This is a genomic window from Pelomonas margarita, from assembly GCF_043555875.1.
Taxonomy (GTDB): domain Bacteria; phylum Pseudomonadota; class Gammaproteobacteria; order Burkholderiales; family Burkholderiaceae_C; genus Pelomonas; species Pelomonas margarita.
This window is the reverse complement of record NZ_JBIGHW010000006.1, coordinates 216,714-243,540: the sequence shown is the minus strand read 5'-3', so window position 1 is coordinate 243,540 and position 26,827 is coordinate 216,714. Positions and strand designations below refer to the sequence as shown.

Here is a 26,827-nt window from a genome sequence, read left to right as displayed (position 1 = left end):
GCGATGTGCTCGCGGCTCGACACCGCGAGCATCGCCGTCCCCTCGGGGGGCCGACCGGGCACGCCTGCGTTCAGCAAGGAGAGGCTGGGCAAGGGGCTTCATGTTCACCACCACAACCACAGCCGCAGCTGGTCGACGAAGCGATGCGTCAGCACCCAGATGATGCGGCGCTCACCGGCGTCGATGCGGGCATTGCCGCTCATGCCCGGGCGCCACCAGTCGGCCGGCGGTGCCAGCAGTTCGGCGCGCACCATGAACTGGTTGCCTTCCTGGCCCTTGATCTGCGCCACTGGGATGACCGAGGCCACGCGCAGCGGGATCTTCTCGTTGGGGCGCGTCATCAGCGTCAGCTCGCCCAGCGCGCCGGGCTGGAGCTGGGCCGCGTCGCGCTCGGGCACTTGCAGCGTGGCGTACAGCTTCTCCACGCGGGCCAGCCGGTAGAGCTTGTCGCCCTTGCGCACCGGCGCGCCCTGCAGCTCGCGCTTCTCGCCTTCCACGACGACCCCGTCGAAGGGCGCGCGGTTGGCCGCCAGCTCGATCAACTCCAGCGTGCGAGCCAGCCGTGCCTGCGCCTGCGCCGTGCGGGCGTTGCCCACCTCGGCCTCGGCCAGCGCACCGACCGCGCGGGCCTTGTCAGCCTCGGCGGTGTAGCGCTGCACCTCGGCGCGGGCGTCGGCCGCCTGGTTTTGCAGGTCGCGCACGTCCAGCTGCGCCAGCACCTCGCCGGCCTTGACCTGCTGGCCGGCGCTGACGCGCGCCTCCTCCACGCGGCCGTCGAACTGCGCCGACAGGATGCGCGTGCTGTCCGTCGCCAGCTGCGCGCTGGCGCCGACGCGGTAGTCCCAGTCCACAAACAGCGCCAGTAGCAGCGCCAGTGCGGCGACGCCGCTGCCCAGCTTCAGGCCCAGGTGCTGCGGGCCTAGCCACAGGCGCGCGCGCTGGCGCAGCTCGTCGCGGGCGCGCGAGGGCAGCGAGCGCTCGCGCCAGTGCAGCGTCTCCAGCCAGGGCAGGGCCACACGCAGCGCCAGCAGCAGCCGGGCCAGCTGGTCGGCGGCCAGCGGCGCGCCGTCGAACACCATCAGCAGCGCCGCGCGCGGTGCGCTGTGGCCGCTGGCCAGTGGCAACGAGGTCAGGCTGACCTCGCCCAGCGACTGCTGCAGCAGCCGGTGGGCTGGCAGCGCGAGTGGCGTGGCCGCGTCGTCGGCGGCCACCAGCGCCGTGCCGGCGGGCTCGGCGGCCTGCACGGCGGGCAGGCGCACGCCGTCCTCATGGTCCAGCGCCTCGTCCAGCGCGCCTTCGGTCAGCACCACGGCGTGGGCAAAGCGATCCAGCTTGTCGCGGTGGCTCAGCGCCACCAGGCGCACCGGCGCGCCCGCCTCGGCCCGCCAGCCTAAAGCGACCTGCTGCGCGCCCAGTGTGCTGGCCAGCGCGTTGACCAAGGCCAGCGCGGCCGGCTCGAAACCCTCGTGCCGCTGCGCGAACAGCACCGCGTCCAGCAGCGGCGCCCAGGTGTGCAGCGGTGCGTCGGTCGCCATGGTGGCGGCCGGCGGTTCATTCGGTACTTCGCCCGGCGCGGGCAGGTCGGCCACCAGCTGTGCGCGCAGCACCAGCTCGTTCAGGTGCGGGCGCTCGCGGTCGGGCAGGCACAGCAGCCATAGATCCTCGGGTGCGCGCTCGGGGCGCACGGCCACCAGCCACTGCGTGCTGCCCTGGGTCGAGCGCTGCGGCAGGCTGGCAAAGCCCTGCGTGCGGGCGCGCTGGGCCAGCGCCAGCAGGTCGGCGCCGAACTCGGGGCGCAGCGGGTCGGGCGCGGCATCACCGGCCGCCGCCGCGTCGCTGGCTTCGGCGCGCAGCTGCCAGCCGCTGCCGGCCTCAGTGAGCCACCAGCCCTGTTGCGCGCGCATCAGCCGCGCCAGCGCGGCCACCACCTGGGCCGCGTAGTCGGGCTGGACGCTGGCGCTGCGCAGCGCGTGCAGCGCCAGCACCAGCTCGCGGGCGCCGAGCGCGGGCAGGGCGGTCACGACGCCGGGGGCGTTCACTTTGTCGCGCCCCCATCGAGCTTGACGATGCCCTTGCTGCCGGCCGCGATGCGCCCACCGGTGTTGGCAAAGCGCACGCGCACCTCCACCAGGCCGCTGGCGGCGTCCGTCACCGGCGACACCAGGCTGATCGTGCCGTTGACGGCCTCGCCGCCGTCGATGTGCACCGGCAAGGCCTGGCCCTCCTTGAGCTTACGAGCCACGGCTGCCGGGATGTTGACGCGCAGGTGTAGCACCGACGCATCCACCAGCTCCACCAGCGTGTCGCCGGGCTTGGCCCATTCGCCGACATCGATGCCGACCTTGGTGACCACGCCGGCCACCGGCGCGGCGAGCCGGCGCTGTTGGCGGTCGGCCTCGGCGAGCTGCAGCTCCAGCTTCTCGCGCGCCTTCTGCACCTGTAGCTGGGCCAGGCGGCCCCGCGTGGCGATGAAGTCCAACTCGTTGCGGGCAGCGTCCTCACGGCTGAGGGCGCCGCGGCTGGCGGCCAGCTTGCGCGCGTCCTCGGCCAGCGGCTGCACGACCTTGAGGCGTTCCTCGGTGGCGCGCAGCTCGCTCTGGTCTTCGAACTGTGTGCGGCGGCGCTGTTCCTCCAGCGCCTGCGGGCGCTCGTCCAGCTGCACCAGCGTTTGGCCGGCGCCGACACGCTGGCCCGCCTCCACGGCTACCTTGGCGACGATGCCGGTGACCGGCAGGCTCAAGCTCAGCTTGTGGCGGGCGTGGACGATGCCGACGTAGTCAGCAGCCAGCGCGGGCGCAGTGGTCAGCGTGAAGAGGAGAAGCAGGGGAGAGGCGTTCATTCGTCGATGCGGACGTCGTGGGCGGCCAGCAGAGAGCCGTCCACCAGTTGCAGGGCCACGCGTGCCAGGGCCACGCGGCTGTTGCCGTCGACCAGGCGCAGCCGGGCGTCCAGCACGTCGGCCTGCAGGCGCAGCAGCCGGCTGCGCGGCGCGGCGCCGAGCGTGAACTGCTCGCGCACGCCGGCCTCCAGCTGCTCGCGGGCGCTGAGTTCGTCGCGAAGCTGGGCCAGTTCGCGGCGCAGCTCGTCCAGTTGCGCGGCGCGGTTGAAGTAGTCGCTGGCCAGCGCCTGGCGCACCGAGTGAACCTCCAGCGCCGACTGCTCCACTCGCAGCTGCTGCGCGCGGTACTCGGCCTGGGCGCGGCGGTCGCCGCCCAGCGGCACCTCCATCGCGACGCCGACGGTCCAGTCTGGGTTGCGGCCCTGCGTGGCCTTGATGGCGGCATCCAGCGGGCCGTAGACCAGGCTGTTGCTGCTGTAGCTGGCCTGCACGTCCAGCGCCGGTAGCTTCTTGCTGTGGGCTAGGCGCAGCCGCGCGTCGGCCTGCTCGCGCTTGAGCTGCGCCATGCGCAGCGGCGGCCAGGCGGCCTCCACGTCGGGCAGGCGTTCAGCCAGCGCGGCCAGCCCGCGGGCGGGCGGGGCAGATTCGGGCTCGGGCTCGGCCAGGTCCCAGCCGCCGTCCTGCGGCGGCAGGTCCAGCAGCACGCGCACGCGGGCCTCGGCGTCGAACAGCGCCTGCTGGCCGCGCGCCAGCTCGGCGCGGCGGGCCGACAGCACGGCGCTGGATTCGTCCAGCGCCGCCGGCGGCAGCCGGCCGCCGTCGACGCGGCTCTTCACGTCGCCCAGCGCCTCCTGGGCGTTGTCCAGCGCGGCGCGGCGCAGGGCCTGCGTCTCGCGGGCCCGCCACAGCTGCCAGTAGGTGGATAGCGCCTCGCTGCCGATGCGCAGCACCTGCTGGCGGAATTGCCAGGTGCCGATCTCGCGCTCGTGGCGGGCCACGCGCAGGTCGGTCTCGACGACGTCGCGCCCCGCGCCGCGCAGCAACGGCTGGCGCAGAGACAGCACCAGCGCGCCGGTCGCCTCGGCGTCGCTGGTGGCAAAGGTGGCGGAGCCGATTACGTTGTTGCGCCGCTGGTTGGCCCGCCAGGCCAGTGCCACCTCGGCGCCGCTGGGCGCCTTGACGCGCACGCCAGTCTCGCCAGCCAGCACGCTCTCGTTCAGGCGCGTGATGCCGCCGAGTGCGGCCGTCAGGCGTTCCTCGACGGTGCGCTGGCGGTTGCGGCCCTCGCGGCGCAGGTTGGCATAGGCCACGGGCAGGTAGAGCCCGCTCTCGGCCTCGGCCGCCTGCTCGGACACGCGCGACTGCAGCCGCGCATACAGCACCTCGGCGTTCTGCTCCAGCGCGAGCTGAGCCAGCGTCTTGGCGTCCAGGCGGGCAGGGCGCTGCGCCGGCGCCTTGGGGGCCGGCACATAGGGGATGTAGCCCATGGGCGCGGGCGCGAAGTCCAGCGAGATCTCGGCGGCACTGCCATCCGTGCCGGCGGCCGTGCGCGAGCCGGGCAGCCCCGCCCACGCCGGCCCGGCGCAGGCCGCTGCCGCGGCCACCGCGCCGAGGGCATGGCGCCAGGCCGCGGTGCGCGGGCGCATCAGGCGCCCTTCTGCGGCGCCAGGCGCTTGTCCTTCAGCTGCATCAGGCGCTCGATCTGCGCCAGCGACATCAGCTGCGCGTAGATGGCCGGCAGGAAGCGCTTGCTGCGCAGCTCCAGGAACTTGTCGTTGGACAGGTTGTTCAGGCGCTCTTCGTTGACGACCCAGCAGCCGGCGATGTTCTTCTCGCGGTCGCCCTCGCGCACGCGCATCTGCAGCGGCGTGAACATGTTCAGCTCGGCCAGCATCTTGGAGAACGCCAGCGTGACCTGGTCCATCTGCTGCAGCTCGGACAGGTAGCGCTTGACGTTCTCGATGACCTGCGTGGGCTCGCCCTTGTCATCAAACAGCGGGCTGCCTTCGCCGTCCTTGCCGTCCACGCTGACCAGGTCGCTGGCTTCGTCCAGGCAGATGGTGAAGTGGCCCTCGGTGCCGTTGCCGGCCAGGGCAAAGGGGTAGCGGCGGATGATGGCGGGGATGTAGCTCGCCTCCCACTTGCCGGCTTCGCCGATGAACAGGTTCTCGCCGGCATCCAGCCCCAGCAGCGTGACGGGGCGGAAGGCGTCCTTCTCCTTGTCCTCGACGAACACGATGGGGTAGACCGCGGAGGCGCGGGCGAACTCGTGCATCGTCAGGTAGGCGATGTGGAAGTCCTTCGCGAAACCGAAACCCGTGATCTCCTTGATGCGGGTGCGGGCGTGGCGCTCACGGTTGACGGGGACGACTTTCTCAAACATCACAGATCCTTCAGGCGCGGTTTTCCAGTGCAGTGGCTGCGGCGGGCTCCCGTGGGGCGCACGCGCAAGCGGCCGGCAGTATCCGCGAAGGCCATGCCCCCTGGAGGCAGGAAAGTCCTAGGCGGGCGCGCTGTCGCAGTCGGGCGTGCGATGGCGTCTGTCCCTCTGTGCCTCCTCGGGTCCGGCGACCGCCGGCGCATCCGGTCGTGAGGCTCAATGCTGAAAACTCTCATCAAGCTGCCACTCTGGCACCGCTATGCTGCGCCCCTATGACCGTGCCCTTCCACGCCTCTGACGCCCTTGCCATGGCCGGCACCTGGGCTGAGGTGCGTCGGTGACAGGTCTTGCCCGCCTGGCGCGCGCCATGCGCGACGCCTACAAGCTGGAGGCGCTGGAGCCGCGCGTGCTGCTGTCCGCCGACCCGGTGCTGGGCGCCGCGCATGCGGTCGTCATGCAGCCGACCGACCCCTACGCCACGACGCTGGACGGCGCCTATGACCCCGCCGACGCGCTGGCCCTGCACCCCGGCCAGGAGGCGCATGCCAGCCTGCCCGACGGCTGGCAGCAGTGGCCGGGCGACACGTCGGCGTCGTCAACAGGCAGCGAGACCTTCGCGGTTGATGCGCGCGCCTTCGATGCCGGCTACGCGCAGACCGCCAGCGGCTTCATGGCCGGCACGATGGCGATGGACGCCGCCGCCAACGACCCGGCGGACTTCAGCGTCAGCAGCGGCCCGACCATGCAGGCGATGGCAGTCGTCAACCCGGGCGGTGGCGGCGCGGCCACCACCAGCACCGCGGCCGACCTCACCCTGGTGGCTGCCGACATCTTCGAGGTCGAGATCGACGGCAGCGCGTCCGACCGCCTCAACGTCTCGGGCGCCGTGTCGCTGGACGGCACGCTCAAGCTCAGCCTCATCAACGGCGCCACGCCCACCGACGGCCAGACCTTCACCTTCCTGACCTACGGCACGACGCTGACCGGCAAGTTCGCCGAAGGCCAGGGCCTGGTCAGCCTGGGCAACGGCCTGTTCTTCGAGATCCAGCACGACGCCGCGGCCAAGGAGCTGAAGCTGGTCACGCACCGGCTGGATGAGCCCAGCGCCTTCGTCGTCAACCTGCTCTACAGCGCCGCCGGCGCGCAGGGCGACGCGCTGGCCGACCAGGCCGGCGAGTGGTTCAACGCGAGCTACTTCGCCCGCAACATCGGCTACACGATCAGCAACGCGTCGCTGGACCTGGGTCAGGGCGTCAAGCTGTCGGGCTCGCTGGCGGCCAGCTACACGCAGGGCCTGTCCTTCAACGACGGCACCGGCCCGCACACCTACGACGTCTGGAAGATCGGCCTGGCCAACGGCGCCGGCTACCTGGGCCTGGACGCGAATGACGCGACCAAGCCCGGCCTCACGTTCGGCCAGATCGACGCGGCCATCGTCATCCTCGACGGCCAGGGCGCCAACGCCGCCGGCTGGCTGCTGGCCGAGGGCTCGGCCGGCAGCATCGGGCTGCAGGGCGTCAGCGACCTGACGCTGGCGGCCAGCAATCTGCAGCTGGAAATCAGCCGCGGCCTGGGCCAGCTGAACGGCCAGACCAACGTGTCCGGCATCAACCTGTCCGCGCAGGCGCAGAGCCTGCTGGTGGACGGCACCACCTTCACGTTCGACGGCGACGGCGCGCTGGGCAATTTCGCGTCCATGAGCGGCTCGGGCCTGTTCAGCTACGGCCCGGTCACGCTGAGCGGGACCTTCGGCCTGGCGGTGTCGGCCGGCGAGCTGGTGGCGCTGGGCGACAGCATCGAGGCGCGCCTGACGACCGGCAGCTTCTCGGCCGGCGTCACCGGTGGCGCGTTCGGCGCCGTCATGACGACAGGCAGTGGCCTGGCGCTGGAAGTCAGCGGTGGCTTCCACCTGTCCGGCGGCGGCTTCGCCAACGTGTCGGCCACGTCGGCGCTGCTGCGCCTGAACCTCACCGGCACCGACCAGACCGGCCGCTCGCTGGCCGCCGGCGGCATCACCCACACCTTCGGCACGATGCCGACTAGCAGCACGCCGGCCGTCGACATCCGCGGCTTGAGCGCCACGCTTGCCGATACCTTCAGCCTCAGCGGCGACTACGCTTTCGGTCGCGATGCCAACACCGGCGGCATGGCCATCATCGCGGCCAATGCCGGCGTGCAGCTGGTGGCGGGCAGCTTCAAGGCCGGTGTCACCGGCGCCACGGTGGCGCTGGCGATGAAGGCCGACGGCAGCGGCGTGGACCTCGTCGAATCCAGCGGCTCTCCCTTCCTGCAGCTGGGCAGCGATGTGTCGGCCAGCGCCAGCTCGGTCGCGGTGCGCTGGAACGCCAGCGGCGCCGACGCCAGCGGCCGCGCACTGGCCGTGGGCAATGCCAGCTACAGCTTTGGCAGCGGCTTTGCGGCTGGCCTGCAGCAGGTCAGCCTCAGCGGCGCCAACCTGACCATCGGCGAGTTCTTCAACGTCAGCGGCAACTTCGCGCTGGAGCGCAGCACGGCCACCGTGCTGCTGGCGGCCGACAACACCGCGACCGCCGGCGTCGACGAAGCCACCGCCGGCGTTACGGTGGACCGCCTGCTGCTGGGCGCCAGCGGCCTGACGGCCAACGCCGGCATCCCCGGTGGCCCGGGCCTGGCGCTGGCCGGCGTGGACTTCGCGCTGGCGCTGATGAGCGTGCGCAACGACGCCACGCGCGGCTGGACCAGCCTGCAGGCCAGCGCCACCTCGGTGAGCCTGAACGGCCTGCCCGGCGTCACGCTGAGCGGCAGCAACCTGTCGGTGCACATCAACACGGCCCGCAGCGCGGCCGATGCTGTCGTCGATTACGGCACCGGCCGCACGGCGCTGAGCGTGGCCACCGGCGCCACGCCGATCACGCTGAGCATGGAAGGCTCGCGCGGCCGCCTGATGCAGGCCGCTGGCACGCTGACCTTCGACCTCTACGAGTTCGTGCGCCTGAGTGGCAGCCTGGCCGTCACGCGCAGCGACCAGGCCGTCACGCTGGCCGGTGGCGAGGTGGTGCAGACCCGCCTGCTGAGCGTCGGCGCGGCCGGCGTCAGCGGCTTCGCCGGCATGAACGCCGGCCAGGCCAGCGCGATGGGCCTGAACCTGACCGGCCTGGACTTCGCGCTGGCGATGTTGTCTGACCGCAACAACGCCGCGCGCAGCTGGACCAGCCTGCAGGCCGCGGCCGGCTCGGTGGGGCTGGTCGGCGTCGACGGCGTCACGCTGACCGGCAGCAACCTGGCCGTCTCGCTGAACCAGGCCAGCGGCGTTGGCGACGCGGTTGTCGACTACGGCGCCACCGCGCTGACGGTGGCCACCGGTGCCACGCCCATCACGCTCAACATGGCCGGCAGTGCCGGCGAGCTGCTGCGCGCCAGCGGCACGCTGTCGCTGGGCGTGTTCGACTTCTTCTCCACCAGCGGCAGCCTGGCCATTGAGCGCCGCGACGGCACGGTGCTGCTGGCCGACGGCAGCACCGTCGCCACGCGCCTGCTGACCGTGGGCGGCAGCGGCATCAACGGCTTTGCCGGCAACAACGGCGCCTCGGCCGACCGCCTGGGCCTGGAGCTCACCAACCTCGACTTCGCGCTGGCCCTGCAGAGCAGCCAGGCCACGCCCGCGCGCAGCTGGACCAGCCTGGAAGCCAGCGTCGGCAGCGTGGCGCTGGTGGGCGTCAGCGGCCTGACGCTGACGGGTAGCAACCTGGCCGTGGCCATCAACCAGGCCGGACAGCTGAACGATGCGGTCGCCAACTACGCGGGCCAGAACCTCGTCGTCGCGACCGGCAGCGGCACCTCGCGCACGCTGGCGATGTCGGGCGCCGACGGCGAGCTGCTGCGCGCCAGCGGCACGCTGAGCCTGGACGCCTTCGGCTTCGTGCAGCTGGCTGGTGGCTTCACGCTGGAGAGCAAGGATTCGACGCTGACGCTGGCGGACGGCAGCACCGTCGCCACGCGCCTGCTGACGGTGGGCGGCGCAGGCATCAGCGGCTTTGCCGGCAATAACGGCAACTCGGCCGACCGCGTGGGCCTTTCGCTGACGGGCGCCGAGTTCGCGCTGGCGCTGCAGTCCAGTAAGGCTGCCCCGGCGCGCAGCTGGACCAGCCTGCAGGCCAGCGTCGACAGTGTCGCGCTGGTGGGCATCAACGGCCTCACGCTGGCCGGCAGCCAGCTCGCCTTGAAGCTCAACCAGGCCAAGCAGGCCGGCGATGCGGTGGCCGACTACGCCGCGCAGAACCTCATCGTCGCCACGGCGCCCGGCAACACGCTGACGCTGGATTTCGCCGGCAGCGACGGCCGCGTGCTGAAGGCCAGCGGCAACCTGGCGCTGGACGCCTTCGGCTTCGTGCAGCTGTCTGGTGGCTTCGCGATCGAGAGCAAGGATTCGTCGGTGGTGCTGGCCGATGGCAGCACCGTCGCCACCCGCCTGCTGACCGTCGGTGGCTCGGGCATCAACGGCTTCGCGGGCAACAACGGCAACTCCTCCGACCGCCTGGGCCTGGCGCTGAGCGGCGCCGACTTCGCGCTGGCGCTGCAGTCGTCCACCGCCACGCCGACGCGCAGTTGGACGACGCTGCAGGCCAACGTCGCCAGCGTGGGCCTGGTGGGCATCAGCGGCCTGACGCTGTCCGGCACCAACCTGTCGCTGCAGCTGAACCAGGCCAAGCAGGTGGGCGACAAGGTCGTCGACTACGCCGCGCAGAACCTCGTCGTCGCCACCGGCCCGTCCGGCACGCGCACGCTGGATCTGTCCGGCGCCGAAGGCCAGGTGTTGAAGGCCAGCGGCGTGCTGGCGCTGGATGCCTTCGGCTTTGTGCAGCTCAGCGGCGGCTTCGCGCTGGAGAGCAAGGATTCGACGCTGACGCTGGCCGACGGCTCCACCGTCAACACACGCCTGCTCACCGTCGGCGGCGCCGGCATCAACGGCTTTGCCGGCAACAACGGCGGCTCCGCCGACCGCGTGGGCCTGGCCCTGACAAATGCGGAATTCGCCCTCGCGCTGCAGAGCGACAAGGCCAACGCGGCACGCAGCTGGACCAGCCTGCAGGCCAGCGTCGACAGCGTCGCGCTGGTCGGCATCAACGGCCTGACGCTGTCGGGCAGTCAGCTCGCGCTGAAGCTCAACCAGGCCAAGCAGGCCGGTGATGCGGTGGCTGACTACGCCGCGCAGAACCTCGTCGTCGCCACGGCGCCGGGCAACACGCTGACGCTGGACTTCGCCGGCAGCGACGGCCGCGTGCTGAAGGCGAGTGGCGTGCTGGCGCTGGACGCCTTCGGCTTCGTACAGCTCAGCGGCGGCTTCGCCATCGAGAGCAAAGACGCCTCGGTCACGCTGGCCGGCGGCGAGGTCGTGCAGACCCGATTGCTGACCGTCGGCGGCTCGGGCATCAACGGCTTTGCCGGCAACAACGGCAACTCGGCTGACCGCCTGGGCCTGGAGCTGACCAACGCCGAATTCGCGCTGGCGCTGCATTCGTCCACCGCCGCGCCCACGCGCAGCTGGACCAGCCTGCAGGCCTCGGTCGGCAGCGTGGCGCTGGTGGGCATCAACGGCCTGACGCTGGCGGGCAGCAACCTCAGCATCCAGGTCAACCAAGCCAAGCAGCTCAACGACGCCGTTGCGGATTACGCCGCGCAGAACCTCGTCGTTGCCACCGGCCCCGGCAATACGCTGACGCTGGACATGGCCGGTTCCGAGGGCAAGATCCTCAAGGCCAGTGGCAATCTGGCGCTGGATGCCTTCGGCTTTGTGCAGCTCAGCGGTGGCTTTGCCATCGAGAGCAAGGACGCTTCCGTCACGCTGGCCGGCGGCGAGGTCGTGCAGACCCGCCTGCTGACCGTCGGCGGCTCGGGCATCAACGGCTTTGCCGGCAACAACGGCAACTCGGCTGATCGCCTGGGCCTGGAGCTGACCAACGCCGAGTTCGCGCTCGCGCTGCAAAGCAGCAAGGCCGCGCCGGCCCGCAGCTGGACCAGCCTGCAGGCCTCTGTCGGCAGTGTGGCGCTGGTGGGAATCGACGGCTTGACACTGGCGGGCACCAACCTGTCGATCAAGCTCAATCAGGCCAAGCAGCTCAACGACGCCGTTGCGGACTACGCAGCGCAGAACCTCGTCGTCGCCACCGGCCCCGGCAACACGCTGACGCTGGACATGGCCGGTGCCGACGGCCGCATGCTCAAGGCCAGCGGCACGCTGACGCTGGATGCCTTCGGCTTTGTGCAGTTGGCTGGCAACTTCGCCATCGAGAGCAAGGATTCGTCCGTCGTGCTGGCCGATGGCACGACCGTGGAAACGCGCCTGCTGACGGTGGGCGGCAGCAACATCAACGGCTTTGCGGGCAATAACGGCGCCTCGGCCGACCGGCTGGGCCTGGAGCTGACGGGCGCCGAGTTCGCGCTGGCGCTGCAGAGCAGCAAGGCCGTCCCGGCGCGGGGCTGGACGACGCTGCAGGCCAGCGTCGGCAGCGTGGCGCTGGTGGGCATCGATGGCCTCACGCTGGCTGGCAACAACCTCGCCATCCAGATCAACCAGGCCAAGCAGCTCAACGACAGCGTGGCCGACTACGCGGCGCAGAGCCTGACGGTTGCCACCGGCCCGGCCGACACGCTGACGCTCAGTCTTGCCGGCAGCGAAGGCAAGGTGCTGAAAGCCAGCGGCGACCTGCAGCTCGACGCCTTCGGCTTCGTGCAGGTCAGCGGCGGTTTTGCGATCGAGAGCAAGGACTCGTCCGTCGTGCTGGCTGACGGCTCCACCGTGCAGACCCGCCTGATGACCGTTGGCGGCGCGGGCATCAACGGCTTCGCTGGCGCCAGCGGCGGCACCGGCCTGCAGCTCACCAACCTCGAATTCGCGCTGGCCCTGCAGAGCAGCAAGGCCGCGCCGGCGCGCAGCTGGACCAGCCTGCAGGCCAGCGCCGGCAGCGTGGGCCTGGTCGGTATCGATGGCTTCACGCTGAGCGGCAACGACCTGTCGCTGCGCATCAACCAGGCCAAGCAGCTGGGCGACAAGGTCGTCGACTACGCGGCGCAAAACCTCGTCGTGGCCACCGGCCCCGGCAACATGCTGACGCTGGACATGGCGGGCAGCGAAGGCAAGGTGCTGAAGGCTGCCGGCAACCTGACGCTCGATGCCTTCGGCTTCTTCCAGGTCAGCGGCGGCTTCGCCATCGAGCAGCGCGACCAGGCCGTCACGTTGTCTGCGGCCACCAACGCGCAGGGCGTGCAGACCGCCGCGCCGGCCACCGTCAACGCGCGGCTGCTGACCATCGGTGCCAGCAATGTGCGCGCCTTCGTCGGCGTCAACGGCGGCACGGCCGACCAGACCGGCCTGGATATGACCGGCGCCGACTTCGGCGTGGCGCTGGTCACCGAGGTGGGCGGCGCGGCGCGCAAGTGGACCTCGTTGCAGGCCACCGCGCAGCAGGTGGCGCTGGTCGGCATGCCCGACGGCCTGACCATTCAGGCCAACGACCTGAATGTGCAGATCAACCGGGCCGGCCAGGTCGTGCCCGCCGGCGCCAAGCCGGCCATCGTCGACTACGCGGCGGGCGCCACGACCATGACCGTCGCCACTGGCCCTGCCAGCGGCATCACCTTCGACATGGCGGGCGCCAACGGCCCCCTGCTGACGGCCACCGGCAACCTGACGCTGGACGCCTTCGGTTTCGTGCAGGTCAGCGGCGGCTTTGCCGTCGAGAAGCGCAGCACCACCGTGACGTTGGCGCCCACGCGCGCGCTGCCGGCGCAGACGCTGGCGGTGGACGTGCTGAGCTTCGGCATGGACAACGTCACCGTGTTCGCCGGGGTCAACGGCGGCACGGCAGACGCGACCGGCCTGCAGATCGCCGGCATCGACCTCGCGCTGGCGCTGATCAGCTCGTCGGCCGAGCCGGCCCGCAAGTGGACGGCGTTGCAGGCCAACGCGACGGCTGCCGGCTTTGTGGGCCTGTCGGACCTGCTGCCGACCATCCGCAACCTGACCGTCGAGCTGAACCAGGCCAGCCGCGCCAATGACCGTGTCATCGACTTCTCCGCCGCTCCGCTGACCGTGCCCATCGGCCCGGGCCAGACGGTGGACATCGACATCGACGGTGCTGCCGGCGAGCTGGTGCGCGTCGAGGGCGACATCACGCTGCAGCTGTTCGACTTCGCCTACCTGTCGGGCCGCATCGGCTTCGAGAAGTACACGCCCGCCGCGCCCCTCATGCTGGCCACGGCCTCGGGCGTGGCGCAGCCGGTCACGGCGACGTCCATGCTGGCCATCACGGGGCAGGGCGTCAGCGTCTTCATCGGGTATGCAGACGGCGGCTTCGACACCAGCAAGACCCCGGCCGAGCAGGCCGCCAACCTCTACGGTTTCGGTGTCAGCAGCGCGGACTTCGGCCTGCTCATCGCCAAGGCCGGTGGCCAGTCCTACACGGCCGCCAAGGCCAACCTGGCCAATGTGGCGGTGTTCGGCTTCGACCCGAACGACTTCGAGCTCAGCGCCAGCGACCTGCAGCTGGAGATCAACCGCGCCGACGCGCAGGGCCGCAGCATCGACTTCGTGCGCAGCTTCGGTGCCGGTGGCCTGGCGCTAGGGTCCACCGGCGCCATCGCGCTGGACTTCCGTGGCGGTGACCGCATTGGCGTGTTCGCCCGCGAGGCGGTGCTCAAGGTCTCGGACTTCATCTACTTCCGCGGCGCCATAGGCTTCCAGAAGGCGGACTTCGGCAACACGCTGCGCGCCGGCAGCGGCCTCGTGCCTGTGCTGGGCGCCAAGGGCTTCAGCATCGCCGGCAGCGGCATCGACGCCTTCGTCGGCTACGCGGACGGCGGCATCGACGCGAGCAAGCCCTTCGCCGAGCAGGCCGGCAACCTGTACGGCTTCGGCGTGCAGAGCCTGAGCTTCGGCTACCTCAGCGTGAAGGATCAGGCCGGCAAGGCCTACCAGGCACTGCGGGCCGATGCCAGCAACGTGTCCGTCTATGGCGTGGACGCGAATGACTTCACGCTCGCTGCCAGCGATGTCCACATCGAGTTCAACACCGCGACGCCAGGCGTCGGCGGCCTCGTCACGCCGCTGAACTTCGCTGGCAGCCGCGCGCTGGACCTGCCCACCGGCGCCGACCCGGTCACGCTGGACTTCGCCGGCGAGCGGCTGATGCTGTCGGTCGCGCAGGCCACGCTGGCGATCTCCGACTTCGTCCTCATCCAGGGCAGCTTTGCGTTCCAGAAGGCCAGCTTCACCGGCCTGCGCAACACGCTGGGTCTGCCGGTCGGCACGCCTGTCAACCCGCTGCGCGGCTTCACGGTCGGCGCGAGCAATGTCGACATCTTCGTCGGCTATGCCGACGGCGGCCTGGACCGCACGCGCCGCTTCCAGGACCAGGCCGGCGCGCTGTACGGCCTGGGCGTCGAGGGCGTGGACCTGGGCCTGCTGATGGCCAGGGACGCCGGTGGCATCAAGTACACGGCGCTGAAGGCGCATGCCGATGCCGTCGGCGTCTACGGCTTCAACCCCAGCGATTTCGAGCTGTCCGCCCAGGCCATCGACATCGAGGTCAACACGGCCAGCGGCGTCGCCCGGCCCATCGACTTCACGGCCGGCGGCAGCATGGGCTTCAACGTGCCCACCGGTGGCGATCCGGTCGTGCTGGACATGTCCGGCCACGTCATCGCCGCCAGCCTCAGCGACGCGCGGCTGACCATCAGCCAGTTTGTCCACATCGAGGGCGATGTCGCCTTCCGCAAGGCCGACGACACGCGCCTGACCGTCAAGGGCCCGCTGGGTGCCAGCATCCCCGACGTGAAGATGCGCGCCATCGAGATCGGCGCCAACGACGTGAACGCCTTCATCGGCGTGGGCGGCAACGGCAGCAACCCCGACGCCATCGGCCTGGTCGTCGACGACTTCGACTTCGCGCTGGGCCTGTACAAGGCGCTGCCCGATGTGCTGAACCCGGCGGCCAACGTCGTCGCCGGCACCAAGTTCACGGCGCTGAAGGCCTCGGCCGCGCAGATAGCCTTCGTCGGCTTCGACCAGTTCATCGAGTTCTCGCTGAACGACGCGCTGGTCGACATCAACACCAGCAGCAACCCGCTGTACATCATCGACTTTGCGGCCGGTGGTGGCCACGCCATTGCCACCGGCGGCACGCCCATCACGCTGGATGCCAGCAACCGCGTCGTCAGCGCCACGGTGGGCCAGGCGCGCGCCAGCGTGGCCGGCATCGTCAGCCTGTCCGGTGGCTTCACCTTCCAGAAGCAGACGGTCGACAGCGTCAACTTCAACGCCGTCGGCCTGAACCTGGATGTGCCGGCCGAGGTGCTGGTGGTCGCCGGCAAGAACGTCAACGCCTTCGCCGGCATCAACGGCCCCTACCGCCGCGATACCAACGGCGACGGCGTCATCGACGCCGGCGACACGCCCAACGACGACGCCATCGGCTTCGCCATCGACAGCCTGGACTTCGCGCTCGCGATGCTGACGCCCACGCCCGGCGCTGGCATCACGCTGCCGGGCAAGTTCTATGCGCTCAGCGCCACGGCCGGCCTGGCAGGCCTGGTGGGCACCGACCCCTTCCTGACGTTGCAGGCCACCGATGTGCGGCTGGGCTTCAACGGTGCCTTCCTGGGCAGGTACCCGGTGCCCAGCGCCTACGTGGACTTCAGCAAGATGGCCGGCGGCGGCCTGGCCATCCCCATCGGCAGCGACCCGCAGGCCTTCCTGATCGACTACGACAGCAACTCGCTGAGCATCGCGATGTCCGCGACGCTGGGCCTGTTCGACCTGTTCTCGATCAGCACCAGCTTCGACTTCGATTTCGAGCTGCCGTCCACCGGCCTGCTGATTCCGACCATCAGCCTGAAGAAGCTCACCAGCTTCCTGCCGGACAAGCTGCCGGGCTTCGACTTCCTCGACGGCGCTCTGGGCTTCCTGAAGAACCTGGAACTGTCCATCGGCTTTGATCCCAGCCTGGGCCTGACGCTGTTCGGCTCCGTCGAGCTGCCGGACCTGAGCCTGAACATCGGCAACTTCGTCCACATCCACGGCGACTTCAAGCTCAACCTCGGTGAGACCTTCACCGCCGACATGTACACCGGCCTGCCGGCCGAGCTGTCGCTGATCGAGAACCTGCTCCCGGCTGGCCAGGCCTCGATGATTCTTGACGGGCTGCGCGCGCTGGGCGGCTTGTCGGCCGACTACTCGCGCCTGTCCAACGTCACTTTCAAGGGCTTGAGCTTCGGCGCGTCGGACGTCAACGTCTTCATCGGTGTGGGCGATCCGGACTTCGCGCGCCCGCTGTCCGAGCAGGACGGCCTGATCGGCTTCGGCCTGCAGGACGTCGACCTGGGCCTGGGTTACTTCAAGGCCGACCTGCCGAGCTTCTTCAACGCGCAGAATTTCCTGTCGCTGCAGCTGCACGCCGACCAGATCGGCACCTACGGCTTCGGAGACATCCTGACCATTCGCGCCAGCAACGTGACGCTGGAGGTGCAGAACGGCGGCAAGCTGTTCGGCGGCGTCATGCGCTCGACGGCGGACTATTCCAGCATCCGCACCGTCGATACCGGCGGCGTCACACGCGTCGGCTACGAGATCAAGACCGGTGGTACGCCGGTGCGGCTGACGCTGCGCGGCAACGACCTCATCGGCCTGGACATCGGCCTGGCCGAGATCGCCGTCGCGGACTTCCTGTTCCTGCGCGGCTCGCTGGCCTTCCGCCAGGGCGACGTGTTCAACGTCGCCGTCGACATGGGCGGCCTGCGCCCGCTGCTCGAAAGCCTGGGCGTCAATGGCGACAGCCTGCCGCTGCAGGTCTCGGCCATGACGCTGGGCGGCGCCAACCTGACCGGCTTTGCCGGTGTCGGCGGCCCCTACCGCTACGGCCCCGACGCCAACAACGACGGCCTGCCCGACAACATCAACGACGGCGCGGTCGGCATCGCGCTGGACGACGTGGACTTCGGCCTGGCCATCATGACGCCGGCCATCGGCAAGTTCATCCCCGGCCTGGAGCAGTACTCGCCGCGCTTCGTGTCGGCCAAGGCCTCGGTAGGCCAGGCCGGCCTCGTGGGCATCGACCGCAACCTGCTGGACGTGCGGGCCGAGGACGTCGAAGTCAACATCAACACCTTCTACGTGCCGGCGCTGCCCGCGCCGGTGCAGGCGGCCATCCAGCTGTTCGGCCCGCCGGCCATCAACTACCAGCTCAGCCCGTCGTTCAAGGACTACACCGAGGACGCCAACGGCAACGGCCAGCTCGACACCGGCGAGGATCGCAACCGCAACGGCGTCATCGACCGGGCCGGCTTCGCGCTGCCGGCCGGCGGTGGCAACAGCGTCTTCCTCGACTTCACCGGCGACCTGGTGCAGGCCAAGGTCGGCTACGCCGCCATCAACCTGGCCGGTTTTGTGCAGATCTCGGCGTCGATGGCCTTCACCAAGCGCGGCTCCGAGCGCGTGACGCTGGACAACGGCGAGGAAACCACCGTCACCACGCTGGCCATCGGCATCAACGACGGCTACGGCTTCATCGGCGTCGGCGGCTACTGGCGCGACAGCAACGGCGACGGCCGCATCAACGAGGCCGACAGCCCCGACACCTCGGCCGTGGGCTTCGCCATCGAAGACCTGGATGTCGGCCTCATCGTCGCCAAGGAGCTGGTCATCACGGCGCAGGGCGCGTCGGTGGGCGTGTACCTGGCGGCCAACGCGCAGGTCACCAGCATCGGGCTGGTGGGCGTGCCCGACGTGACCTTCCGCGCCGACAACCTGGCGCTGGAGCTCAACACCGGCGTGCGCATCCAGATCGGCACATCACAGTTCACGCAGGACAGCGCCTCGGGCGCCGTCACGCTGGGCGGCGGCGTCAGCCTGACGGGCAATTTCACCGTCATCGACTTCTCGCGCGCCAGTTGGAAGAACAGCGCCGGCCTGGTGTCGCCAGGCTATGCGATCGAGACCGGCAACCCCGACGAGCCCATTGTGCTGCTCTACAACGAGCAGTTCCTGCGCCTGTTTGGCGAGGCCGAGATCGACGTGTTTGGCCTGGTCAACATGACCGGCGTGTTCGACGTGCGCGCCAGCGCGTCGCAGGGAATTTCGGTGTTCGTCGATGTGCAGGCCCGCGTGGGCCCGTCCAGCGCGCCACTGTTCACGACGCACGCGACAGGCCTGCTCGTCATCCGCGACGGCATCGCGATGCGGCTCAGCCTCAGCCGCAACCTCGACCTCGGCCCCGTCGCGCGGCTGGATGCCGAGCTCGAGCTGACGATGAACAGCTTCGGCCAGGAGATCGTCTACGAGGTGCCGGACGAGTTCCTCGACAAGGTCGACTTCCCCGTCTACACCATCGCCGCCACGCCGCCGGGCAAGCCCAACTGGACCGGCCCCTACATGGCGCTGACCGGCAACGGCTCGCTGAACCTGCTCAGCGGCCTGCTGGACCTGCGCGGCGACTTCAGCGTCATCATCTCCACCAGCGGCGTGGAGCTGGCCGTGTCCGCCGTGCTGGACCTGCCGGTGCTGGAGCCGCTGCAGGTCACCGGCACGCTGGGCATCGTCTCGGGCGGTATCTACGGCAGCCTCGAAGTGGGCGGCAGCGGCGCCGAGTCCAAGATCATCGACGGCGGCGGCATCTTCGACGTCACCGGCAGCTTCCTGCTGCAGATCAACACTACGGCGCAGAGCCAGCAGGTGCGCGGCCGCGATGCCAACGGCAACGTCTACAACGCGCAGGGCCAGCCCGTCATCGTCACGCTGCAGCCGCAGATGCTGCGGCTCAGCGGTGCCGCGTCCATCAACGTCGGTCCCATCTCGCTGGAAGGCGGCATGGACCTGCTGATCGACCAGCGCGGCCTGCAGGCCAGCGGCAACGTCACGCTGGACCTGGGCGACTTCGGCGAGATGGCCTTCGCGCTGGATGCCGCCTTTGGCGTGGACGCCGGCAACACGCCGTTCTTCGCGCTGCGCGTGCAGACGCAACTGGAGTTCGGCATCTCGGTGCTGAACGTGAAGGCCAACGCGACGCTGCAGATCAACACCAGCAGCAACGCGTACACGACGCTGTCCGGCCACACCATCGCCGGCAGCACGATGTTCGACCTGTCACTCGCCGGCTCGCTGAAGCTGCTGGCCTTCGACATCGACTTCGGCGGTCGCATCAGCATCGTCAACGAGGTCTTCAAGCTCGAATACAGCGGCAGGCTGAACTTCTTCAATGCGCTGCAGGTCAACGTCGGCGGCTTCATCTCCAGCGACGGCCAGTGGGAAGTGCGCGGCAGCGCCGAGATCGACATCCACCTCGGCCCGTTGCACTTCAATGCCGGCATGAGCGTGCTGCTGTCCAGCCGGCCGCGTTTCTTCGCCGAGGCGCATGGCTCGCTGGACTTCGAGATCGACCTCGGCATCTTCGGCAGCATCGACTTCACGATTGCTGGCTTCGACGCGCAGATCGACATCACGCCGGCCGCAGCCTACGTGGCGGCGCGCGTGCGCGTGATGGGCATCTCGGTCGGCGGCAGCTACAAGTGGAGCTTCGGCGCGCCGCCCGACATCAGCCACCTGGCCGCCGACGGCACGCTGTACTTGCACGCCGGCGACGCCTCCGGCCGCTACGGAAGCGGCTCGCTGTACGACGACATCACCAACGAGGCCTTCAGCGTCGACCAGGACGGCGGCACCATCACCGTGCGCTCGCTGGGCGAGACCGACAGCTACGCCGCCAGCGCCGTGCGCCGCATCGTCTACACCGGCGGCAAGGGCAATGACAGCCTCTACGTTGGCCACAGCGTCACGGCGCTGCTGGACATCGACGGCGGGCTGGGCAACGACGCCTTCGTCATCATGGGCGGCGCGGCCGGCAGCCTGGTGCGCGGCGGCGCCGGCAAGGACGAGTTCTCCGGCGGCCCGGCCAGCGGCCTGCAGTTCCTGGGCGGCGACGGCGACGACAAGTTCGTCGGCGGCGACGGTGCCGACATCGTCGACATGGGCGCGGGCAACAACCGCATCTGGGGCAATGGCGGCAACGACCTGATCACCCTCGGCGCCGGCGAGAACATTGTCGACGGCGGCGCAGGCGACGACCTGATCCGCATCGCTGTGGCCGGCGGCAAGCTGATGCTCAATGCCGGCGCCGGCACTGACCGCGTCGTCGTCGCGCCGTTCACGAGCAACGCGCCGCTGCAACTGCGAGACCATGAGCTGCTGATCGCCGCCTCGGCCGGCAGCCGCCACCTCGTCTTCAACGACAGCCTGGAACGTATCGAGCTGACCGACCAGAACGCGACGGCCACCGTGCTGTCCAACCCGGGCGGCGCCAGCTGGGGCCGCACCGGCCTGGTCATCGAGGCCGCCGGCGTGCTGGACGTGACCAACGCGCGCCTGGTTGCGCCCGAGGGTCTGTTCAGCGTGGGCGCCAGCGGGGTGCGCGGCGTGCTGAACACCGAGCTGGCCCAGCTGTCGGTGCTGAACCGCGGCACGGCCGGCGCCGACACCGCAGACATCGTCGTCCGCGAGGCCGACGGCCTTCAGCTGGTGGCCGATGGCCGCGCTGCAGGCGGCCTGGTGTCACTGGCCGGCGGCATCGACGTCGACCTGGCCGGCCGCGAGGCGCTGCTGGACCATGTCAGCGGCCGCATCCTGGCTGGTGGCGCTGGCCGCGAGTTGCGCCTTATCGCCGACGACATCGACCTGCGCGCCGGCAACGACAGCGTCATCGGCAGCGGCCGCCTGACGGTGCGCACGCACGCGGCCGACCAGCACTACCGCCTCGGCAGCGCCGGCCAGAGCGAGTATGGCAACGACCGCTCCTACGGCCTGACCGGCGCGATGGAACTCAGCGAGCGCGACTTTTCCGCGCTGGCCAACGGCTACGCGCTGATCGACATCGGCCACCGCGCGGTCGGCGTCATGATGCGCGTGGGCGACCTGAGCAACGGCAGCGTCTACGACAAGACCTTCTCAGCGCGCCTGGAGGATGTCGCGCAGTTGCAGGCCGACTGGGTCATCGTGCAGGGCGATGTGCAGTCCAGCGAGGCGATGACCGTCGACGCGCGCCTGCTGGAGGTGCGCCGCCAGAACGTCAACGACCCCGAGGGCGCGCCGCGCTCGGGCATCGCGGCGCAGACGATCACGCTCAACGTGGCCGAGCAGGCCGTGCTGTCCGGCTGGCTGCGCGCGCAGGCCAGCCTGAGCCTGAGCGTGCTGTCCAGCACCGGCGTCGGCGCCTTTGTCAGCCACGGCGACGGCCCCACCAGCATCTCCGGCAGTCAGGGCGCCGAGATCAGCGTGGCCCAGGCCGGCGGCGCGCTGACGCTGCGCGGCAGCGGCGCCATCGTGCTGGGCAGCTATGTGGAAGCCAAGGCCGCTAATTCCACTCTGCGCATCGAGGCCGGCGCGCGGCTGGCGCTGGTGGAGGGTGGCAGCGTCGTCGCGTCGCAGGGCGGCTCGTTGGTCAGCCTGAATGGCGGCCAGAAGGTGCACCTGCTCAGCGGCAGCGCCGTGCTGGGTGGTGCTAGCTATGCGGCCGATGGCCGCACGCCGCTGCTGACTGGCACCGGCACGCGCGTCGAGATCAACTCGCCGGGCGAGCTGCTGCTGGGCGGCGCCATCACCACGGCCGCGAGTGCCGTGTTCAACGTCGGCGAGGTCACCAGCACGCTGGCCGACTACTTCGACCGCCTGCCCGGTGTCGTGCTGGCCCGCACGGCCGACACGGCGGCAGTCAACGCCATCCTGCAAGGGCTGGCCGCCGGCACGCTGAACGCCGATCTGCGCGCGCTGCTGACCGGCAACGATCTCGCCCTCGGCGCGGCCACGCCGGTGGCGGTGGGCGACTACACGCCCTTCGGCGAACTCAGCCGCGAGGCGCAGGCCGCCGTTGCCGCCAGCCTGGGCTACCAGGTACTGGAGAACGGCGCCTACTACCGCGCCGACACCAACACCTTGCGCGAGCAGCTGGTGGTGGGACACGCCGTCGGCTACGACCCGGCCGCCGTCAACTGGGGCGCCGCCGGCGCGCCGGCCGCCAACACCGCGTTCGCGGCGCTCACGCCCGCGCAGCAGGCGGCCGTGGCAGCCCACCTCGGCTACACGATGCTGGCGCAACCGGCCTACTACAGCGCCACGGCCGGGCTGCGCACCGGCTTCGCCGAGGGCGTGTCAGCCGACTACGACAACGCCACCGTCAACTGGGCGGCGGCCGGTGTGGCCGCGCCCAGCGGCGACCCGGGCTTCGCCCAGCTCAGCGCTGCGCAGCGCATGGCCGTGGCCGACCACCTGGGCTACCGCGTCGACTACTACGGCATCCCGGCCGACCGCTGGAGCAGCCAGCCGCTGGACTACGCGGCCATCCCGCGCGAGGTCTGGATCGAGGCCTACACCGGCAACTACGCGCTGCTGGTCGACGCCGCGCTGTGGGGCGCCGCCGGCAAGCCGGAAATCGCCACGCCGTACGAGCTGCTGAGCAGCGCGCAGCAGGCCGTGGTGGACAGCGTCATCAGCTTTGCGCCGGCCCAGGGCACGCCGTATGCCCAGCTGACGCTAGACCAGCGAACGGTGGTCGACGCGCTGCTGCGCCCCGCCGAGGACGCCCGCTTCCAGGACCTGACCGCCGCGCAGCAGGCCACCGTCACCGCCTGGCTGCAGGCGGGCGACGCGGCCGGCAAGCCGGTGCAGTTCTTCAACTACAACGCCGCGCCCGACAAGCGCCTGGTCACGAGCTTCAGCGAAGGCGTCGTCACCGACTACCGCAACGAACAGATTGACTGGGGCAGCGTCGGTGCGCCGGCTGCCGGCACGCCGTTCGCGGCGCTGACGGCGGCGCAGCAGCGCGTCGTGGCGCACAGCCTGGGCTTCGAGCGCGCCGAGGCGCAAAGCTTCTTCAAGGCCGATGCGGCCGAGAGCCTGCGCTGGGTGGACGGCTTCACGGCCGGCGGCGCCGATGTGGACTACACGCAGATCGACTGGGGCGGCACGCTCAAGCCGGCCGCCGGCACCGCCTTCGGTGAGCTGAGCCTGGCGCAGCGCGCCGTCGTGCTGACCAGCCTGGGCTACGCCGAGGTGCAGCGCGAGGTCTACGTCAACCGCGGCGCCAACCCCGACCAGCAGGTGCTGGGCACGCTGGCCGAGGGCACGCACTACCAGCTCGCCAATGTCGCCTGGGGCGCGGTGGCGCCGGTGCAGGCCGGCGTCGCGTTTGCCGACATGACGACGGCGCAGCAAGACCGCGTGCTGGCCGCCGCGGGCTACAGCCGCTGGAATGGCGAGGTGTTCGCCAAGATCAGCGGCGCGCCCGAGTACCGCACCAGCCTGAGCTTCGACGTCAATGCCGTCAGCTGGTCCGCCACCGATGTGCCGGCGCCCGGCACCGCCATCGCCGACCTGACGGCCGAGCAGCTGGCCCGCGTGCTTTCGCAGACAGGCTTCGAGCAGTACAGCGCCGATAACCTCGTCTTCTACAAGTCCGACGCGGCCGACGGCCTGAAGCTGCGCACCGGCTTCGTGCAGGGCCAGGACTACAGCAACGCCTCGGCTGGCGTGGGCCGCCCGACGCGCTGGGTGCTGGACGACGGCGCCGGCCATCGCTACATCGCTTATGCCTACGACGACAACGGCGACGGCGTGGCCGAGGAGCTGCGCCTGCTGGACCCGCACCCGCTGTTCGGCCAGCGTGGCGCGGGCTTCCTGCTGACCGGCACCATCACGACGCTGCAGGCCAATGCCGATCTGAACGTCAACACCCGCGATGACATCATCATCCAGGGCAACATCAACCTCCTGGGCAACGGCTCGGACCTGTCGCTGACCTCCGACCGCTGGGTCTACTGGCAGGGCCAGGCCGAGATCCACGGCAACATCAGCTTGACCGGCCTGGGCGCGCCTGAGGCCGGCAAGCCCGGGGCGGGCACCAGCGTCTACGTGCACGGGAGCTCGACGCTGAACGCCATCGCGGCCGGCGCCAGCATCACCATCAACGGTGCGCGCGATGTGGAGCTGCACGGCGCGCTGGTCGCCGGCGCCGACCTGAGCAGCGGCGTCAAGCAGTGGCTGGGCCCAGACTCCCGCATCACCGTCACGGCCGGCGAGCGCATCGACCTCGACACCGTGCTGACGGCCGGCCGCTCGGTCACGCTGACGACCACCGGCGCGCCGGGCGCCGACGACGCCGGCTTGGGCCTGGTCATCAGTTCGGCCGGCGGCATCGACGTGCCGGGCCTGACCAGCAACGGTAGCGGCGCGCAGGTCAGCATCAACACGGCCGGCGGCGTCAGCATCGCCGGCAGCATCCTGGCCGGCGCCGAGGCCACGACGACGGCCGGTGTGACGAGCTACGCCTGGTACGACGAGGCCTCGCGCGTCAGCATCACGGCCGGCGGCCAACTGTGGCTGGGCGGCATGGCGCGCGGCGCGCTGTCTGGCCAGCTGGTCGAGGTGGGCGCGACCATCCGCGCCGGCCAGTCGGTGTTCCTGAGCGGCGGTGCCTCCAGCGACGGTTTGAGCCTGCGTCTGCCGGGCGGTGCCCGCGTCGTGGTGCATGACGAAGCCGGCCGTATTGACCTGCGCGCCGTTGGCGCCGCCCACCTGGACGGCCAGCTCGTCGCCGGCGGCGACATCGAGGACGTGCGCGACCGCGACGGCTTCGACCTTGGTTCGCGCGTGACCACCTTCGGCGGTAACTCCGTCATCACCGTCGAGGCCGGCGGCGCCGTGCGCCTGACCCGCGACCTGCAGGCCGGCCGCACGCTGGACGTGCGCGGCGGCGTGCCGGCAGCGGGCGACCCGAACGATCCCTTCAACGGTTACGGCCTGCTGGTGGGCGGCAATGCGCAGCTGCGCACCTGGCAGGAGGACAGCACCATCTCGCTGTCTGCCGCCGGCAAGCTGGGCGTGCTGGCGCCGGCCTGGACGCAGGAACTGCAGGCCGACGGCTTTGCCGAGCTGGCCAGCGGCCGCCTGGGCGGCGACGCGTCTTTCACGATCACCTTCGATGCCGGCGCCTACACCGTCAGCGGCACGGTCACCGTGCGCGCGGCGGACACGGCCGACAACCGCGGCATCGCCGACCTGCGCGACGACCTGCAGTCCGCGCTGGCCGGCGCGGCGTTGACGGTCACGCGCTCGCCCACCGGCACGCCGGCGCTGGGCGCGCAGCTGGGCATCACGGCGGCGCAGCTGCAGGTGGGCTTGGATGACGGCCGCCTGGTGCTGACGAGTTCGACCGCGCAGCCCTTCACGGTCGTTGCGGGCAGCGGCTCCGACCGCCTGGGCTTCACGCTGGCGAGCAGCACCTCCAGCCGGCCCTATGCGGTGGACGCCGCCGCGACCGGCTCGGTCATCAAGATCGGGCGCGAGAACGCGGCCACCGGCGAGATCCTCGTGGCCGGCTCGCTGCGCGCGCACAGCGGCATCGAGCTGAACGCCGGCACGACGGCCGGCGGCAGCGCGATGGTTACGTTCGCGCCGACGGCGCGCGTCGAGACGCTGTCGGGCAGCATGCGCTTCGCGCCCACCGGCGCGGCCGTGCTGCATGGCGAGTTCATCGCCCGTGGCCCCGGCGCCGACATCACGATCACCGCGCAGGACACGCTGGAGCTACGCGGTAGCTTCACGGCCCAGCGCGACATCGTCATCAAGGCCGGCACCGTGGAGCGCGCCGGCGAGCTCAGCTTGCACACCTTCAGCAGCAGCGTGCTCAACACGCAGGACGTGGGCAGCCGCATCCTGATCTCCGGCGTCAACGACGTGCTGATCGGCAGCACCATCGGCACCACCAGCCCGGGCCTGGCCCAGCTGGAGGTGCGCTCCACCAAGGGCACGCTGACCATCGGAGAGATGGCCGGCGCCAACACCGGCGGCCTGCTGGAGACGGCCGGCCTCATCACGCTGGCCGGCGTGGATGTGGACGTGCTGGGCGTCGTGCGCAGCACCGGCGCGACGGCGGCTGCCTACGACGACGAGATCAGCGTGCTTGCCCAGCGCGACGTGCGCCTGCATGGCCAGTTCGACGTGGCCGGCTCCATGCGCGCCATCGCCGGCCGCGACCTGCAGGCCTGGGACACCCGCATCTCCGCGCAGGCGGCCGACCAGCGCCTCATCCTCGGCGCCACCCGCAACCTGGAACTCGGCAGCCTGGCCGGCCGCACGGGCGGCCTGGTGCTGGAAGCCGACAGCCTGCTGCAGCTCAGCGCCGGCGGCAGCCTGACGCTGGCGGCCGATGCGCAGGCCTACACCAGCGGCATCAGCAGCCGCCTGCAGGTGCTGGCGCCGACGCTGAACCTGCTGGGTGCGCTGCGCGCCGGCGGCGACTACACCGGCGGCGCCGGTGCCGGCTGGGTGTACGAGGGCGGTGGCGCGACGCTGTCCGTCACGGCGCTGCAGGGCATCACGCTCGGCGGCGAGCTGACGTCCACCGGTGTGCTGCTGGTGCAGACCGGCAGCGATGCGACCGGCCGTGGCTTCACCAGCAGCGCCACCAGCCTGGTGCGGGTGGACGCCTCGCAGGGCGACGCGCCGGCCGTGGCCGCGCCCGGCCTGATCCGCATCCAGAGCGACGGCGACATCGTGCTGGACGGCGCCGTACGCGCCGCCGATGCCGGCGCCG

Annotated in this window: 5 protein-coding genes (1 of these 5 running past the window's edge); 1 reads left to right on the top strand and 4 read right to left on the bottom strand. The window is 70.7% G+C overall.

Annotated elements, in window-relative coordinates; translation table 11 throughout:
* Nucleotides 1-104: 104 nt before the first annotated feature.
* Genes ACG0Z3_RS13245 through ACG0Z3_RS13230 form a run of 4 tightly spaced genes read right to left on the bottom strand, consistent with a single transcriptional unit; the run spans nucleotide 105 to nucleotide 5,222 of the window.
* Nucleotides 105-2,021, bottom strand: coding sequence for an efflux RND transporter periplasmic adaptor subunit (locus tag ACG0Z3_RS13245; protein ID WP_394398090.1), 1,917 nt, complete (start codon nucleotides 2,019-2,021; stop codon nucleotides 105-107).
* Between the two features lie 14 nt (nucleotides 2,022-2,035).
* Nucleotides 2,036-2,839 (bottom strand): efflux RND transporter periplasmic adaptor subunit, encoded by an 804-nt coding sequence (locus tag ACG0Z3_RS13240; RefSeq protein WP_394398088.1) that lies wholly within the window; start codon nucleotides 2,837-2,839, stop codon nucleotides 2,036-2,038.
* Complete coding sequence (locus tag ACG0Z3_RS13235; protein WP_394398086.1) at nucleotides 2,836-4,485, bottom strand: TolC family protein; 1,650 nt, start codon at nucleotides 4,483-4,485, stop codon at nucleotides 2,836-2,838. Before ACG0Z3_RS13235 ends, ACG0Z3_RS13240 begins: the two co-directional genes overlap by 4 nt.
* Nucleotides 4,485-5,222, bottom strand: a complete 738-nt coding sequence (locus ACG0Z3_RS13230; protein WP_394398084.1) for a SapC family protein — start codon at nucleotides 5,220-5,222, stop codon at nucleotides 4,485-4,487. Before ACG0Z3_RS13230 ends, ACG0Z3_RS13235 begins: the two co-directional genes overlap by 1 nt.
* Nucleotides 5,223-5,556: 334 nt before the next feature.
* Here ACG0Z3_RS13230 and ACG0Z3_RS13225 point away from each other — a divergent pair, with 334 nt between their 5' ends.
* A protein-coding gene (locus tag ACG0Z3_RS13225; RefSeq protein WP_394398082.1) for an LEPR-XLL domain-containing protein crosses the window boundary here: on the top strand, nucleotides 5,557-26,827 show its 5' portion. It continues 17,576 nt past the right edge of the window; the window shows 21,271 of its 38,847 coding nt (coding positions 1-21,271); it begins with the start codon at nucleotides 5,557-5,559; its stop codon lies off the right edge, out of view.

Excerpts from the sequence above, each read along its gene's own strand:
- ACG0Z3_RS13240 (WP_394398088.1), bottom strand. The coding sequence starts at position 2,839 with ATGAACGCCTCTCCCCTGCTTCTCCTCTTCACGCTGACCACTGCGCCC.
- ACG0Z3_RS13235 (WP_394398086.1), bottom strand. The coding sequence starts at position 4,485 with ATGCGCCCGCGCACCGCGGCCTGGCGCCATGCCCTCGGCGCGGTGGCC.
- ACG0Z3_RS13230 (WP_394398084.1), bottom strand. The coding sequence starts at position 5,222 with ATGTTTGAGAAAGTCGTCCCCGTCAACCGTGAGCGCCACGCCCGCACC.